Genomic DNA, 13,348 nt, shown 5'->3' on the forward strand with positions numbered 1-13,348 from the left:
CCTGCCCATGTGGTTCAGACGCGCCCGCCGCACCACGCGTTCACCGGCCGCCCGCCCACACGGTGCCCGGATCCGGCCGGTCCGCGTCAACCTCGGCTGTTAGAAAACGAACGTTTCTGAGGCAGCCATCTACGGCTCTGTCACTGCCTGGAGGTTGCTACGCACGATCCCAGTTGTCGGGTGGTCGGGGCCCAGGACCCGTTCGGAGTCGGTGAGGGTCTGCTCCAGCAGCGGGATCGCCCGGCCCAAATCCCCCGCCGCCCAATAGGCGCCGGCGAGGTTGTTGCGGAAGCTCAGGGTGTCGGGGTGGTCGGGGCCCAGGACGCGCTCGCAGTCGGTGAGGGTCTGTTCGTATAGCGGGATTGCCCGGCCCAAATCCCCCGCCGCCCGGTAGGCGCCGGCGAGGTTGTTGCGGGAGCTCAGGGTGTCGGGGTGGTCAGGGCCCAGGACCCGCTCGCGCTCGGTAAGGGTCTGCTCCAGCAGCGGGATCGCCCGGCCCAAATCCCCCGCCATCTGATAGGCGTAGGCGAGGTTGTTGCGGAAGCTCAGGGTGTCGGGGTGGTCAGGGCCCAGGACCCGCTCGCGCTCGGTAAGGGTCTGCTCCAGCAGCGGGATCGCCCGGCCCAAATCCCCCGCCGTCTCGTAGGCGTAGGCGAGGTTGTTGCGGGAGGTCAGGGTGGAGGGGTGGTCGGGGCCCAGGACCCGTTCGGAGTCGGTGAGGGTCTGTTCGTATAGCGGGATCGCCCGGCCCAAGTCCCCGGCCGCCCGGTAGGCGTAGGCGAGGTTGTTGCGGGAGATCAGGGTGTCGGAGTGGTCGCCGCCATGTAGTCGGTGGTGGGTGGCCAGGGAGCGGTCGAAGTAGCGGATGGCGCGGTTCAGCAGTCCTTGGTTCTGCAGGAAGGAGGCGGCGCGGTCGAGTAGCAGGCTGAGCCAGGTGTCGTCGGTGCTGGGAGGTGTATGGGTGGCCAGCGCATCGATGTGGGGCAGCAGTTGCCGCCACCGTGGCCATCCGCCCGGATCGACGACGTCGGCGGGGCGGGTCTGGTTCAGCAGGCGGGAGGCGGTGTGGCGGGCGGTGGTGATGGCCTCGGGGTGGCGGTGCGGGTCGCGGTCTTCGACCGGGCCGTGGGTGTCGGGGGTGCGGGCGACGGCTTGGACGAGGCGGTGGACGGTGACGGTGCCGGGGGTGAGGGTGATCATGTTGTAGGCGGCGAGCTTGCCCAGCGCGGCCTGCAGAAGCGGCGGCGCGGCGTTCTCCTGCCATCCCTCCATTTCGGAGAGGCCGTTGAGCATGGTGCGGGGGATGGCCTCGGGCGAGTACCAGGCCAGGATCCGCAGCAGTTCACCGGCCGGGGGGGTGTCGGCGGTGATCCGGTCCAGAGTGATCCGCCAGATCCGTGCGATCGTCCGTGCGTCACTACCGGCATCACCAGCGGTGCCGGTGGTACTGCCCTCGGCGGCCTGGTGATACATCACCGCCGGCGAAGCGGCGAGCAGGTCCAGGTAATCGCGTGGGACAGTTGGTTTTGGAGCAGGTAGGCGGCGGCCTGCTCGACCGCCAGCGGCAGGCACCCCAGCTCGGCTACCAGTTCGGCCGCGCCGTCCAGACCAGTGCTGCCGGATCCGGCGCCGGGCCCGGCGGGGGCGGCGATCTGGGTGAGCAGGTCGACGGCTTGTTCTTCGGTGAGGACGTCCAGCCGCAGCACCTGGGCCCTGTACCGGTGCCAGCCTTGCCCGAGGCGGCTGGTGACCAGGACCCGGCCGCGCATCGTGCGGTCCAGCAGCGGCGCGATGTGGCCGGGGTCGGTGACGTTGTCCAAGACCACCAGCCACCCGGAGTGGCAGCCCAGCCAGGCCAGCCCCCGCTCGGCCAGCGCCTCCAACTCCAGCGCCGTCCTCAGCTCCGGCTGCAACGCGGCCGCCAGACCGGCAAGCCCTGCCTGCACGGCCGCGGCGGTGTCGGCGGTGATCCACCACACCGGATCAAACACCGCCTCACCGAGCCCCGCCCGCGCCTCGGCCGCGGCGTGCGCAGCGCCAGCGGCGTGGGCGGCGGCGTAGCGGGCTGCCAGGGTGGACTTGCCCACCCCGCCCAGCCCATGCACCGCGGCCACCACCACCCCACCCGGCGCCCGCAACGCCGCATCCAGCTCATCGAGCTCGTCGCCGCGGCCGACGAACACATGCTGGTGCCCCGGAACGTTCACCAACCCGGGCGCCGCCACCTCGGAGACCGGCCGCACCGCCTCTGGGGGCAACACGGTCGACTCGTTGATGCTCAGATCCCGGCCGGCCTGGTTGAGCCGGCCGTGCCCGGACACGTTGCCGGTGATCTGCGTGTTGGCGGCGTCGTCGCCGGTGGCCACGATGCCGCTGTTGGGGGCGTCGCCGCGCAGGTTGACCGACCGCTCGCCCGGTACCTGATCGGGCTGCTGGCCTGTGTCGGGGGTGCGGCGGGCCACGATCATCCCGTACACCGCCATCACCAGCCCGGCGATCCCCACCCCCGCGCCGATCACCCCCACGGTGTCACCCCAGTGGAACCCCTTCACCGCGAAGTACACGATCAACCCGATCACCGACACCGCCGCGATGAGTCCGCCGGCCCATGTCAGTACGCGCCCCGTCATGGCCGACATCATCGACCCGCCCGCCCCGGCGGCACCAGGCCATCAGGCACATCCGCCGCAACCGGACACCAAAACCCACTCGACGCCGAGACAACGAGTTTGATCACGTCCCGAATCGGCTTCGCCGAGTGTCGAGAAACGATGGCGGTCTCAGTGGATCAACGCCTCCACGCCGGATGCCACGGCCCTCCCGTGGCTACTGCCGCAGGTGTTGCGCTTCCGGCGGCTTGGGAAAATGCCGCCGGTTCGGGACAAATCGCTGTGTGTGATCTTTGCGGGGTCCAGGATGGTTGCGACGGGGAATGGCGCGTGTGTGCGCCGACCGGTGGAGCGTTAGGCAGGTGCGGGTATGGATCCGTTGTTGATGGCGGCGGGGACGGCGTTGGTGACCGCGGTGGCTACCGATGGATGGCAGCAGGCCCGGTCTGGAGCGGTGGCGTTGTGGCGGCGGGCGCATCCCGAGCGGGTTGCAGCGGTGGAGGCCGAACTGGAGGAGGTGCGCGGTGAGGTGCTGGCCGCGCGCCAGGCTGGTGAGGCCGGCGTGGAGGAGGGCTTGGCCGCCGAGTGGCAGCGCAAGCTGGCCCGGTTGGTGACCGCCGATCCTGAGATCGCCGCGGAGATCCAGCGGGTGCTGGACAAGGTGTGGAAGCCGCTGCTGCCCGCGGACGAGCTGGTGCGGGTGCAGAACATCACTCAGAACGCGACCGCGTCCGGGCACGGCCGGGTTTATCAGGCCGGCCGGGACCAGACCATTAACGAGAAGTGACCTCCATGCCGACTCCGGAGTCGGCGCAGCCGCCTGAGGAGCAGTCGGCCGTAGCGCAGCGGGCGCAGGCTTCCGGGCAGGCCCGGGTGTATCAGGCCGGCGGGGACCAGGTCATCACCGAGGTGGTGCTGCCAAGAGGTTCGCTGCCGCCGGTCGATCAAGTAGAGGCTCCGCCCGGACTGGTGCGCACCCCGCATCCGGGCTTGTTCGTCGGGCGGGACGACGAGCTGGCGCGCTTGGAGCAGGAGCTGGAGCGCGCGGGACCGCCGGTCATTGTGGCAGCAGTGCACGGGCTGGGCGGAGTGGGCAAGTCCACGCTGGCCGCCCGGTACGCCGCTCTTCACGCCGGGCAGTTCAATCCGGTGTGGTGGGTCACCGCCGACAGTGCGGCATCGGTACAGGCCGGGCTGGCTGCGTTGGCGGTCGCGCTGGTGCCGGGCGCGGCGTGGGGGTTGCCGCTGGAGGAGCTGGCCGGCTACGCCGCTTCGTGGCTGGGCTGCCATGAGGACTGGCTGCTGATCTTGGACAATGTCGGTGATCCGGCTGGTGTGGAGCCGCTGGTGAGCCGGGTTCTGTCGGGGCGGGTGCTGGTGACCAGCCGACTGGGCGAGGGCTGGCACCGCTTGGATGCGTCGGTGCTGCGTCTGGATGTGCTCACCGAGGGGCAAGCAGTGGCTCTGCTCATGCGGATCGCTGGCGCCGGCCGGGCGGGGGCGGAGTTGCAGGGTGCGGCTGCTTTGGTGGCCGAGCTCGGGTGCTTGCCGCTGGCGGTCGAGCAGGCGGCCGCCTACCTGCGCCAGGCCAGGCTGTCGCCGGCGGCGTATCTGGAGTTGCTGGCCGAGCAGCCGGCGGTGATGTACGACCGGGCCGCCGAAGGGGTCGACGGAGAGCGGACCATCGCCCGGATATGGCGGATCACTTTGGATCGGCTGACCGATGGTGCCCCGCTGGCCGGGCAGTTGCTGCGAATTCTGGCGTGGTACGGGGCCGAGGCGATCCCGCCTGCCTTGTGGGAGCACTCCCTCCAGCCGAGCCCGCGCGAGGCGGAGGGCGGTTCAGCAGGTAAGGCGGACCTGGTGCATGCGCTGGGCCAGCTGGCCGCCTACAACATGATCGGCCTGGAGGAAGACGTGGTCTCGGTGCACCGGCTGGTCCAAGCTGTTGCCCGCACACCCGATCCAGCAGACCCGCACCGGCAGCAGAGCGATATCACTGCCGCGTTGCACCAGGCCACTGGATTGCTGGCCCAAGCCGCCCCCGATGACTATGCAGACCCCGGTACCTGGTCGGCGTGGCGGGCGCTACTGCCCCACATCGACGCCTTGATCGAACGCGCGCCGTCCGACTCCGACACCGACACGACCAGTCACCTGCTCGACCTGACCGGCCTCTTCCTGCACAGCCAGGGCAATGCCCAGCACGCTCTCGCCTACCACCAGCGCGCTCTTACCGCCCACCAGCGCCTGCTGGGACCCAACCACCGCGGGACCCTAGGCATGCGCAACAACCTTGCCGTCGCCTACGAGGCAGCTGGGTACCCGGACAAGGCCATCCGACTGCACGCTACGACGCTGGCCGACCGTGAGCGGGTGCTGGGACCTGACGACCCCGCCACGCTGTCCTCGCGCAACAACCTCGCTTACGCCTACCAGTCGGCGGGGGCGCTGGAGGTAGCCATCCCCTTGTATGAGGCCATACTCGTCGACCGTGAGCGGGTGCTAGGTCCCGCCCACCTCGAAACCCTGAACACACGCAACAACCTGGCCAACGCGTACTACGGTGCCGGGGCCCCGCAGCGAGCCGTCCCGCTGCATGAACAGACGCTGACCGCCCGTGAACGGATGCTGGGGCCTGATGCCCCCGCCACCGTAGAGTCCCGCAACAATCTCGCCGCCGCCTACCAGGCCGCGGGGCAACTGAGCCAAGCTCTTCCCCTGTACGAGACCACCCTCGCCGACTGCGAACGAGTACTAGGCCCCGACCACCCCAGAACCCTGGCCTCGCGCAGCAACCTCGCCATTGCCTGTTACCAGGCAGGTGACCTAGACCGGGCCATCCCGCTACTGCAGCAGACGCTCCCCGACCGCGAGCAGGTACTGGGCCCCGACCACGTGGAAATCCTGACCACGCGCTATGCCCTCGCCACCGCCTTCGAGGCGACCGGGGAGCTGGACCAAGCCATCGCCTTGTACGAGACCACCCTCACCGACTGCGAACGGGCCCTTGGTAGTGATCACCCACTCACCGAGATGGTGCGGGAGAACCTGGAGTCGACCCGTCGGTAAGGAGACGTCGGGCGCGGTCCCACAGCGGCAAAACACCGGTGGTGGTGGCTGCGGTGCACGGTTGGGGCGGGGTGGGGAAGTCCGCGCTGGCCGCCCGCTACACCATCGCCCACGCCGACCCAGGCGCTGGGCGGTGCAATCCGGTGTGGTGGATCACCGCCGACAGCGCAGCCGCGGTGCAGGCCAGGCTGGCCGCGCTGGCGACCGCACTGCAGCCGGAGTTGGTGGTGCTGGGGCTGGGGCTGGAGGCGCTGGCGCAGCGGGCGCTGTCGTGGCTGCAGACGCCCCGTGTGCCGCCGCCCGCGGGCACGTACGAGTCGTTGAACACACCATCTTCTGAACCACCCCGCCGAACCACGGCTCCGTGCCCGTCCCGGTGAAATCGGTCAGCAGCACCGAGCACTCGTCGGACTGGGTGAAGGCGAACACCGCACCCGACATGTCCGCGCAGAGGGCCTCGGCGACGGCGTTCATCGCGGCCATGACGGCGTCGTCGAACGGCCGGTCGGCGTGCCGGAGGAACGAGTGGAACGACCGGCCGTCAACCCGCACGATCGTGTAGGTGCGGCGCGGCACCACCATCCGGGTGACCTGCTCGTAAGCCTTCATCCGGTCGCCGAGCGCCGTCGAGTCACTCACCGGCGCCTAGGGCGGTGAGGCGTCGGCGCGCTGAGATCGCCTGTGACGGCTTCGGAGGGGCCATGCTCGGTCGCGATACGTGATCGCGGGTGTTCGGGGTGTGGCGGTCGGCTGTGGGGCGGCTGGATGGGTTCGTGTCGGTGTGGGGCGGTGGAGCGGTTGGGGTGTCGGGGTTTCCGGCCATTCTTTGTCCCTTTTGACGGTGGTGGGTTCTCATGGGGTGTACGGCTTTTATTGGCGTTTGTGTCCGTCTAGCTTTCGTGACGCGTTCTCGGCGGCGCGGATGACGAGGGCTTCCCATGTCGTGTCGCCGGTTTCTTGTCGTGCGCGTTCGATGTGGGCGGTGCCGAGGTCGGGCAGTGTCGACAGGAGTGCGGCGGCTGCTGGGTAGGCGGGGTCGCGGACTGCGGCCGGTCCGCGCTTGGACGGGGATGGCTTGAGCGGCTTGCGTGGGCGTGGCCGGCGTACGGGGCGGGTGGGGTCGCGTAGCCACCGCAGGTACGCCTGGGGGTTGTCGGGCAGTTCGTCTGGTGGCGTTGCGGTTGCTTCGGTCACGGAGCGGGCGGCGGTGGTCGCTAGGTCTGTGGCGGGTGGCCGGTTCATCGCGGCGGCGGCACCGCCTCGGGGCATCCGTCTGCCGGGTGCTCGATGATGTGCCACCAGCCGAGGTTGCCCAGTTCTCCTCCGGGTGGGGCTGAGTGGCGGTTGTAGCGTTCGCCGGGGCCGATCGGCTTGAGGCAGCGTTCGCACTGTCGGAGCTTCCGGGATGTGCGGACCTGGGTGAAGAACTGAGTCATCGCTTTTCCACAGGGTCGTCGGCCGCGGGTTCTGCTTTCCAGTTCAGCCAGCAGCGACAGAACCCCGGGTGTGGCATGGTCATGATCTTCAGTGGTGCTGGTGTTCTTTTCTGGTACTGGTGTCTGGTCCTGGTAGGCGGCGGGTACCCGCCGGTGTTTCTGCGGGTACCCGCCGGTGTTTTCGGAATGGGCGGCGGGTGGCCGCCGGTCTTTCGAATCATATGCGGGTACCCGCCGGTCTTTTATTCGGGCGATCATGAGATATCCACAGCCCCCTGCCCTGGCGGCGCATCCTCTTTCGGGCGGCGCGGCTTGCGCTCCGGCGGCATCTGGGCGCCCGTGGGGACCACCACGACCTGCTCGTCCGGATCCAGGTACGCCAGGCGCTCCAGCAGGTCGTCCGGCACCGACATCCGGAACTCGGCTGGACGCCCTGGGCCGCCGCTGCGGCCAGGTCCTCGGGCCGGGCGCACGAGTTCCAGCAGCATCGACTGCCGCAGGTGCGTGATGCAGGCGCGGACCTTGCGCTCGTCCAGCTCGCAGACGTGGGCGACGCGCTTGGCCGATGGGCGCACTCGTGTCCCGTCGAGGTCGGCGTACGTCGCCAGGACGAGCGCGACGTGCTGAACGGTCGCGTGGGGAACCCACCGCTTGGGGTCCCTGGTCTTGCCCTCGTAGAACCCCAGCCGACAGCGCCGGATCAGCCGCTCCCACTCGAATCGGCCCACCCAGTTCGCGCCGGGGACTAGGAGGCCGTCCGGCTCTGGCTCCGGCTCTGGTTCCGCCACCCATCCCCCTCTCCGTCATCTGCTCCATGACCCCGGGCCCCCGGTCTGCGCTCCGGGTTTGCGCGAGGTGCGCCCACTGGGGGCCGTTCGGGCATTCGCTGTGCTGCTCCGCGCACCAATGCAGTCCGGCGACCGTCACGCCGCCCTCGACGTACGCCAGCGCCGCCAGGCCCCGGACGAGGGCAGCTAATGCCGCGGCCGGGCGGCCGTCGCCCGCCCCGTACAGCAGCTCGTCGCCGGACGCGCCGGCGCATATCAGCTCCTGCACCCACGCGGCGTCGTTCGCCTGCTGCTCGGGCGTCCAGCCGCGGATCTCCAGCATGCGCAGCGGCACCGCCGCCAGCAGGGCGCCGGCGAGGTTCTCGTCCAGGCCCTCATGCCGGGGTGGTGCGGCCGTGAACGCCTTCGCGAGGCTCTCTGCTCCGGTCATAGCTGGCCTCGGGCGCGGGCGGCGCGGCGGACGTTGTTGACGGTGGGGCGGGACCATTTCGTCTCCGCCATGATCTGGTCGACGGTGAGTCCCGCGACGGACAGCTCGACGATGCGGGCGCGGTCTGCGTCGCCCAGGAAGCGTCGCTGCGTCGCGCCGGTCCGGGCCCGGCGCCGTGTTGAGGTCTTCTGCGTTGCGGCTGTGGTGCACGGCAGGCACCGGCACCCGCTTTGGTAGGTGGACGCCTTCCCGCACTCCGGCTTCGGGAGCGTCGCCACCGTGCGCAGCCTGCGGGCCAGCATCGCCGACCGGTACGTCGTCTCACCCGACCTGGCCACCCGCCCCCACTGCCCTGGGACGTCCTCGCCCTCATGCCACCGGTCCAGGAAGTGCCGTCTGGCGATGCGCAGAGCCATCACATAGGCGGCCCGGTTCATGCCGAGTGCCCGCGCCGCGTCGCGCTGCGACAGGCCAGCCGTCAGCGGCGCAAGGATCTCGCGGTCCCGGTCGGTCAGGTCCTCCCAGATCTGCCACACCGCGACGTGTTCGAGGATGTGCGCAGGATCGGGGCGCCAACCCGCCCAGTTCCAGTACAGGAAGTACCGCGGCATGGGCTCGGTGGCGCCAGGCCCGGCGCGGCGCCGCCCGTGGTGGTGGATCTCCTCGACGACGTGACGGCGCAGCGCGTCCCGGCCCGCGTCGATCAGGTCGAACGGGGCGGGCGGTGACTGGCGCGCGTAGAGATGCTCGGCGACCGCCGACCAGGCCGTCTCGTACCGGTCGCGGTAGTCGCCTCGCATGCCAGCGACACGGCGTACAGCCGCGCGGGTGAGGACGTCCAGGTCCGCGAGGTTGTACCCGTACCTGAGCGTGTGGACATCGTCGGGGGCCGGCTCCCATGGCGGCTGCGCCGCCGCCGCCTCGGTGTTGCCTTGCGCCACCCAGGCATGCCGCGCACTCACCCGCTCGCTCCGTCCGGTGGCCCGGCGGGCCGGCGGAGCGCGGCGTCGCGGTCCTTCTGCTCCTGCACCGCCGCCTTCGCCGCAGCCTGCTCGGCGGGTGAGGCGCGGCGCTTCCCCGACGCGACCGCGCGGGCGTCGACCGCCGCCCACGCCAAGCCCTGCGCCGAATAGGAGTCCCGGCCGTAGGTGTCGTAGGCGTGGCACGAAGGGCGCCCGCAGTGGCAGCGCGCCGGCGCGCACTTGCCCTCGGGCGGTTCCGGCAGGCCACGTTCCGCCGACGGCGTGTGCAGCACGCACCGGGGGCCCTGAATGTACAGGCGGGTCGGCGTCGCACCGCAGGTGCGTTCCTCGGCGGCCGAGTAGTGCACGCACGGCCTCTGCCACCGATCAGTCACATCCGCCTCCGCACCGCCAGGAGGTCTCGACGGGCGAGGGAACGGTGTGGGGGGCGATCACTCCGCCCTCCTCACGCAGACCGCGCCGGAGGCCTCGACGAGCGCGGCCCCGGTCGGAGCGATCTCCTCCACCGTGAGGACCATGCCGAGGATGTCCGCGTAAGCGTGCGCCTGGTCGAGCTGGACGCGGCGCTCGCCGCTCTCCGTCATGGACAGCGTCACCGTCGCCACCCCAAGGGCGGCCGCCACCTGCACCACGGGGAGGTCGCGGGCGAGTCGAGTGGCACGCAACTGCCGAAGGACCGGAGGCCGCCGCTCGTCCGGGGAGCAGGCGGCGAGAGGCACCGGCACCCATCCGCCGGAGCCGGCCAGCAGGACCGGCGCCATCCCGAGCGCCGCCGCGTAGGTGTAGGTGCGTTCCAGCGAGGGGCACCGGTCGCCCCGCTCCCACGACCCCGGCGCCAAGCTGGTCATTCCAGCGCGTGCGGCGGCAGAAGCCAGACTCAGCCTGAGGGCGCGGCGCCTCGCCCTCAGGGCCCTCACGATCGGCAGCGGCTCACCCATCGGTGGCTCCGAGCGGCTCCAGCCTGGCGGAGACGCGGGCGTTGTCGATCGCGGTCGTGACGTCGTCGAGGCGCACGACGGCGCCGTGGCCGGGGAGGTTGTGGACGCGCAGGTCCTGGATGAGCTGATCCAGCGTGGCGGCGACGGTGGCGGGGGCAACACCCGCCCCCTCCGGGGCCTGGGACTGGCCGGGGCACGGCTCGCCGCCCGGTCCCCGATGCCGGTACACCAGACCGGTGATGGTGATGGGCTTGCTTCGGCCGCAGCCGGTGCAGACGCCCTGGCCGCCGGCGCTCAACGCCACCACCCGACCAGCAGCTCGACGGCGAGGTCGACGAGGTCGCCGAGCCACTCCCAGCGGCGCCTCTTGTCCTTCTTCTTGCGCATGTCGTCTCCTTCAGAACAGGGCGTGCTGATCTGCCGGGGCACCCAGCAGCAGGTAGGTGTCGATGTCCCAGCCGTCCGCGGGGGCCGTCGCGATCCACTCCTCGGCCATGGCCTGCGCGTTCGCGGCCGCGGCCTCGAAGCCCGCGCCGTGGTTCACGCCCCCGCACACGCAGCGGCAGGGTTCGTGCTCGGCGTCGTAGCAGGACCTGCCGCACGACCCCGCCACGGAGCCGCCGGCGCGGACGGTCAGGACAGCGGTCACAGCAGGTGCGCCTCCTCCAGGAGCCGCCGGGCCTGGTCGAGGCGCTCCCACTCGGCTCCGGCGCCGCCGGCGTCGGGGTGCCAGCGGCGCGCGAGGAACCGGTACAGCTGCCGCGGTGTGGAGGTGTCGGCGTCCTTGGCGTGGGGGCGGGCCTGTTCGCGCATCCACCGGGCGGCGTCGTCCGCCGTGCCGAACTCGGCGACCGCGGCGGGCAGGGCCCGGAACCCGACGTACTGCTCGGCGCGGCGGGTGACGCCGTACCGGTCGACGGCGCGCAACGCCGCCAGGGAGAGGGCGATGCCGCGGACGTTGTCCTGCCAGGCGGTGAACTGATCGGTCGCGTACCGGAGCGGCCCGTGGTCGCTGCTGAAGCTGATCACGACGCCCGGGTGTTGCCGGACGCAGGCGTTGGCCAGGAGCATCCCGTCGCGGCGGCGGCGGGCATCTTCGGCCACGTCCGCCTGCATGACGACCAGGTCCGCGCCGAGCCAGCCCACCTCACGGCTCAGCAGCTCAACCGTGTGGGCCCATCCTGCGCGGAAGAACGCACGCGTCCGGTCGGGTGTCTCGGGGTCCGTCCAGGCGCCGAGCGGCTCGATCTGGAACCTCATTGCGGGCGTCTCCCTCCGTGGCGGGTGTGGCCGATGTGCCAGCCGTCGCAGAATCGGCACTGGTAGGAGTGCATGGAGCCGGGCGTCACCCGCTTGGCGGCCACGAGCTCCCGGATCGCCTTGTCCGCCGACGGCTCGCCCTCGTAGCGGCGCTTGCCAGCGCAGGAGCGGCCCTTGGAGCGGGTCCTCACGACGGCCCCCCGGACGGCTGGTCGGGCGGGGCGAAGCCGGGCTTGGAGGTGATGTCGTGGAGGAACTCGGCGATGGTGATGGGCCCGTCGGTGGTGTCGACCTCGATGACGTCGAGGGCGCGCCACAGCTCGACCTCGTGGTCGTCGGGCACGATGCCCTGCCGCAGGGTGGCTTCGCGGTGCTGGGCGATGACCCAGGCGAGCCGGAACACCGTCTGCAGTTGCCGGATCTTGCGGGCGGAGTTCGGCGGGGTCGGCTTGGGCGGGGCAGGTTTCGGTCGCGGCGGTTCCGGCGCGACGCTGCGGGCGCGCTTGGCCTCGGCGAGGCGCCGGCTGAGGAGGCGGCGGTACCCGATCACGCGGCTCCGCCACTCCTGGTAACGGCCCCACTCGGCGGCCCACTCGCGCCGTCCTGCGCTGCCCCGCCCGGAGCACTCCTGCTTGTAGCTGTCGATGTCGGCGCGGCGCTCGGCGAGCTGGTCCTCGACGTCGCGGAACGCCGCGCCCAGCGCGGTGTGGGTACGGCGCGCCAACTGCGGGCCGAGCAGCAGGTCCCACATCGCAGGCTGGTCCTCCCGGCCCAGGTTGTTCACGACGAGCGTGTGAAAGGTGTCGTCCGGGAGAGCGAGGAGGTTCTGGAGCTGCACCGCCTCATCTGTCACGGCTTCCTCCTGTTGCGCCGCTTCTTCCTGGTCGCGGGCTTGGTCCAGCCGCGGCCCCGTAGCCGGCCGGGGCGCCGTTTGCGGGATTGGGCGGTCTCGCAGGCGTGGCAGCCGATCGTCGGGGCGGGGTGGCCGCAGCGCGTGCGGCCCTCCGGCACCGCCGGCGCGATCTGCATGAGGACGGCGCTGCCTTTGCGGGCCAACACACGTCCCGCTCTCGCGGAAGGTCCACGGGTTCGGCGAGGCCGGTGATCAGCGGCGTGAGGACCTTCACGGCGCGGTCGGCCCAGGGCCCCGGCAGATGCCCTTCCAGGGTCTCGGCGAGGCGCTCGGCGACGTCCTGGCCGTCGAGGTGGGACGACACGCCGGTCGGGAACCGGTCCGCTACTTCGGCCGCTGTGAGGCGCCCGCCGGCGCGTTCGGCGAGGCGGCCCGCCGCGCGGAGCGCGTTCTCCCGGCACCCGATCCGGCCGAAGGCTCGGGTGCCCGTCAGCCACTGCAGGAGCGTGGAGACGTCGCCGCTCTCTCCCTTGTTCATCCGGGCTCCTCGTTCGGCGGTTCCGGCGTCTTCGGCGGCCCGGGTGGTGTTCCGGTGCCGGTGGGCGTGGGGCTCGGCTTGGCAGGGGGCGCCGTCGGTGCCGGCGTCTTCGACGGCTTCGCCGAGGACGGCGTCGGCGACCGCGTCGGGGCCGTCTTCTTGCGGGTTGCGCGGGGCTGCAACACCGGTGCCGGGCGCTTCACCCGCGGGCTGCGGGTCCGGGTCGGTCTGTGCGCGGGCGGGGTGTCCAGGCGGTGCGTCGGCCTCTCGGACGCCTCGGCCGCCGGCGGCTGAACGGGGGCGTCCGCTCCGGCGGGCGCCCCAGCGAGGTACCCGCCGGCCATCGCAGCGGCGGCGGCGACGGTGACCACGCTCCAGAACGCGGTGCGGTGGGTGACGATCCAGCGGGACGCGTCATCCAGCGCGATGCGCCAGCGGGGG

Annotated in this window: 17 protein-coding genes; 3 read left to right on the forward strand and 14 right to left on the reverse strand. The window is 71.4% G+C overall.

Annotated elements, in window-relative coordinates; genetic code table 11:
- Nucleotides 1-129 precede the first annotated feature (129 nt).
- A complete protein-coding gene (locus AB0H37_RS24835) occupies nt 130-1,473 on the reverse strand; it encodes a tetratricopeptide repeat protein (RefSeq protein WP_360615502.1) in 1,344 nt (447 codons plus the stop codon).
- The gene (locus tag AB0H37_RS24840; protein ID WP_360615504.1) at nt 1,473-2,630 is read right to left on the reverse strand and encodes an NB-ARC domain-containing protein; all 1,158 of its coding nucleotides are present in this window, start codon (nt 2,628-2,630) and stop codon (nt 1,473-1,475) included. Before AB0H37_RS24840 ends, AB0H37_RS24835 begins: the two co-directional genes overlap by 1 nt.
- A gap of 349 nt (nt 2,631-2,979) precedes the next feature.
- Between AB0H37_RS24840 and AB0H37_RS24845 the strand changes: the two genes are divergently transcribed.
- On the forward strand, nt 2,980-3,396 hold the full coding sequence (locus AB0H37_RS24845; RefSeq protein WP_360615506.1) for a hypothetical protein: 417 nt from the start codon (nt 2,980-2,982) through the stop codon (nt 3,394-3,396).
- 5 nt (nt 3,397-3,401) lie between these two features.
- Complete coding sequence (gene fxsT, locus AB0H37_RS24850) at nt 3,402-5,681, forward strand: FxSxx-COOH system tetratricopeptide repeat protein (protein WP_360615508.1); 2,280 nt, start codon at nt 3,402-3,404, stop codon at nt 5,679-5,681.
- 153 nt (nt 5,682-5,834) lie between these two features.
- On the opposite strand, the gene AB0H37_RS24855 is transcribed toward fxsT, so the two are convergent.
- From AB0H37_RS24855 to AB0H37_RS24910, 12 genes are all read right to left on the reverse strand, one after another.
- Nucleotides 5,835-6,290 (reverse strand): tRNA(His) guanylyltransferase Thg1 family protein, encoded by a 456-nt coding sequence (locus AB0H37_RS24855; RefSeq protein WP_360615649.1) that lies wholly within the window; start codon nt 6,288-6,290, stop codon nt 5,835-5,837.
- Between the two features lie 629 nt (nt 6,291-6,919).
- The gene (locus AB0H37_RS24860) at nt 6,920-7,375 is read right to left on the reverse strand and encodes a hypothetical protein (protein WP_360615510.1); all 456 of its coding nucleotides are present in this window, start codon (nt 7,373-7,375) and stop codon (nt 6,920-6,922) included.
- Nucleotides 7,372-7,905: a hypothetical protein gene (locus tag AB0H37_RS24865; RefSeq protein WP_360615512.1), complete on the reverse strand. Its 534-nt coding sequence runs from the start codon at nt 7,903-7,905 to the stop codon at nt 7,372-7,374. Before AB0H37_RS24865 ends, AB0H37_RS24860 begins: the two co-directional genes overlap by 4 nt.
- Nucleotides 7,906-8,331: 426 nt before the next feature.
- A complete protein-coding gene (locus AB0H37_RS24870; RefSeq protein WP_360615514.1) occupies nt 8,332-9,297 on the reverse strand; it encodes a helix-turn-helix domain-containing protein in 966 nt (321 codons plus the stop codon).
- Nucleotides 9,294-9,692 (reverse strand): hypothetical protein, encoded by a 399-nt coding sequence (locus AB0H37_RS24875; RefSeq protein WP_360615516.1) that lies wholly within the window; start codon nt 9,690-9,692, stop codon nt 9,294-9,296. Before AB0H37_RS24875 ends, AB0H37_RS24870 begins: the two co-directional genes overlap by 4 nt.
- A 57-nt stretch (nt 9,693-9,749) precedes the next feature.
- Nucleotides 9,750-10,166 (reverse strand): helix-turn-helix transcriptional regulator, encoded by a 417-nt coding sequence (locus AB0H37_RS24880; protein ID WP_360615518.1) that lies wholly within the window; start codon nt 10,164-10,166, stop codon nt 9,750-9,752.
- 82 nt (nt 10,167-10,248) lie between these two features.
- Complete coding sequence (locus AB0H37_RS24885) at nt 10,249-10,554, reverse strand: hypothetical protein (protein WP_360615520.1); 306 nt, start codon at nt 10,552-10,554, stop codon at nt 10,249-10,251.
- A 99-nt stretch (nt 10,555-10,653) separates the two neighbouring features.
- Nucleotides 10,654-10,905, reverse strand: coding sequence for a hypothetical protein (locus tag AB0H37_RS24890; protein WP_360615522.1), 252 nt, complete (start codon nt 10,903-10,905; stop codon nt 10,654-10,656).
- The gene (locus AB0H37_RS24895) at nt 10,902-11,516 is read right to left on the reverse strand and encodes a J domain-containing protein (RefSeq protein WP_360615524.1); all 615 of its coding nucleotides are present in this window, start codon (nt 11,514-11,516) and stop codon (nt 10,902-10,904) included. The genes AB0H37_RS24890 and AB0H37_RS24895 overlap by 4 nt, the downstream gene beginning before the upstream one ends.
- Nucleotides 11,513-11,707, reverse strand: coding sequence for a hypothetical protein (locus AB0H37_RS24900; protein ID WP_360615526.1), 195 nt, complete (start codon nt 11,705-11,707; stop codon nt 11,513-11,515). The genes AB0H37_RS24895 and AB0H37_RS24900 overlap by 4 nt, the downstream gene beginning before the upstream one ends.
- Nucleotides 11,704-12,369, reverse strand: a complete 666-nt coding sequence (locus AB0H37_RS24905; RefSeq protein ID WP_360615527.1) for a hypothetical protein — start codon at nt 12,367-12,369, stop codon at nt 11,704-11,706. Before AB0H37_RS24905 ends, AB0H37_RS24900 begins: the two co-directional genes overlap by 4 nt.
- Nucleotides 12,366-12,575, reverse strand: a complete 210-nt coding sequence (locus AB0H37_RS24910) for a hypothetical protein (RefSeq protein WP_360615529.1) — start codon at nt 12,573-12,575, stop codon at nt 12,366-12,368. The genes AB0H37_RS24905 and AB0H37_RS24910 overlap by 4 nt, the downstream gene beginning before the upstream one ends.
- A 95-nt stretch (nt 12,576-12,670) precedes the next feature.
- Here AB0H37_RS24910 and AB0H37_RS24915 point away from each other — a divergent pair, with 95 nt between their 5' ends.
- Nucleotides 12,671-13,201: a hypothetical protein gene (locus tag AB0H37_RS24915; protein ID WP_360615531.1), complete on the forward strand. Its 531-nt coding sequence runs from the start codon at nt 12,671-12,673 to the stop codon at nt 13,199-13,201.
- Nucleotides 13,202-13,348: the final 147 nt, after the last annotated feature.

The organism is Actinomadura sp. NPDC023710, assembly GCF_040639875.1.
GTDB classification, from domain to species: Bacteria; Actinomycetota; Actinomycetes; order Streptosporangiales; family Streptosporangiaceae; genus Spirillospora; species Spirillospora citrea.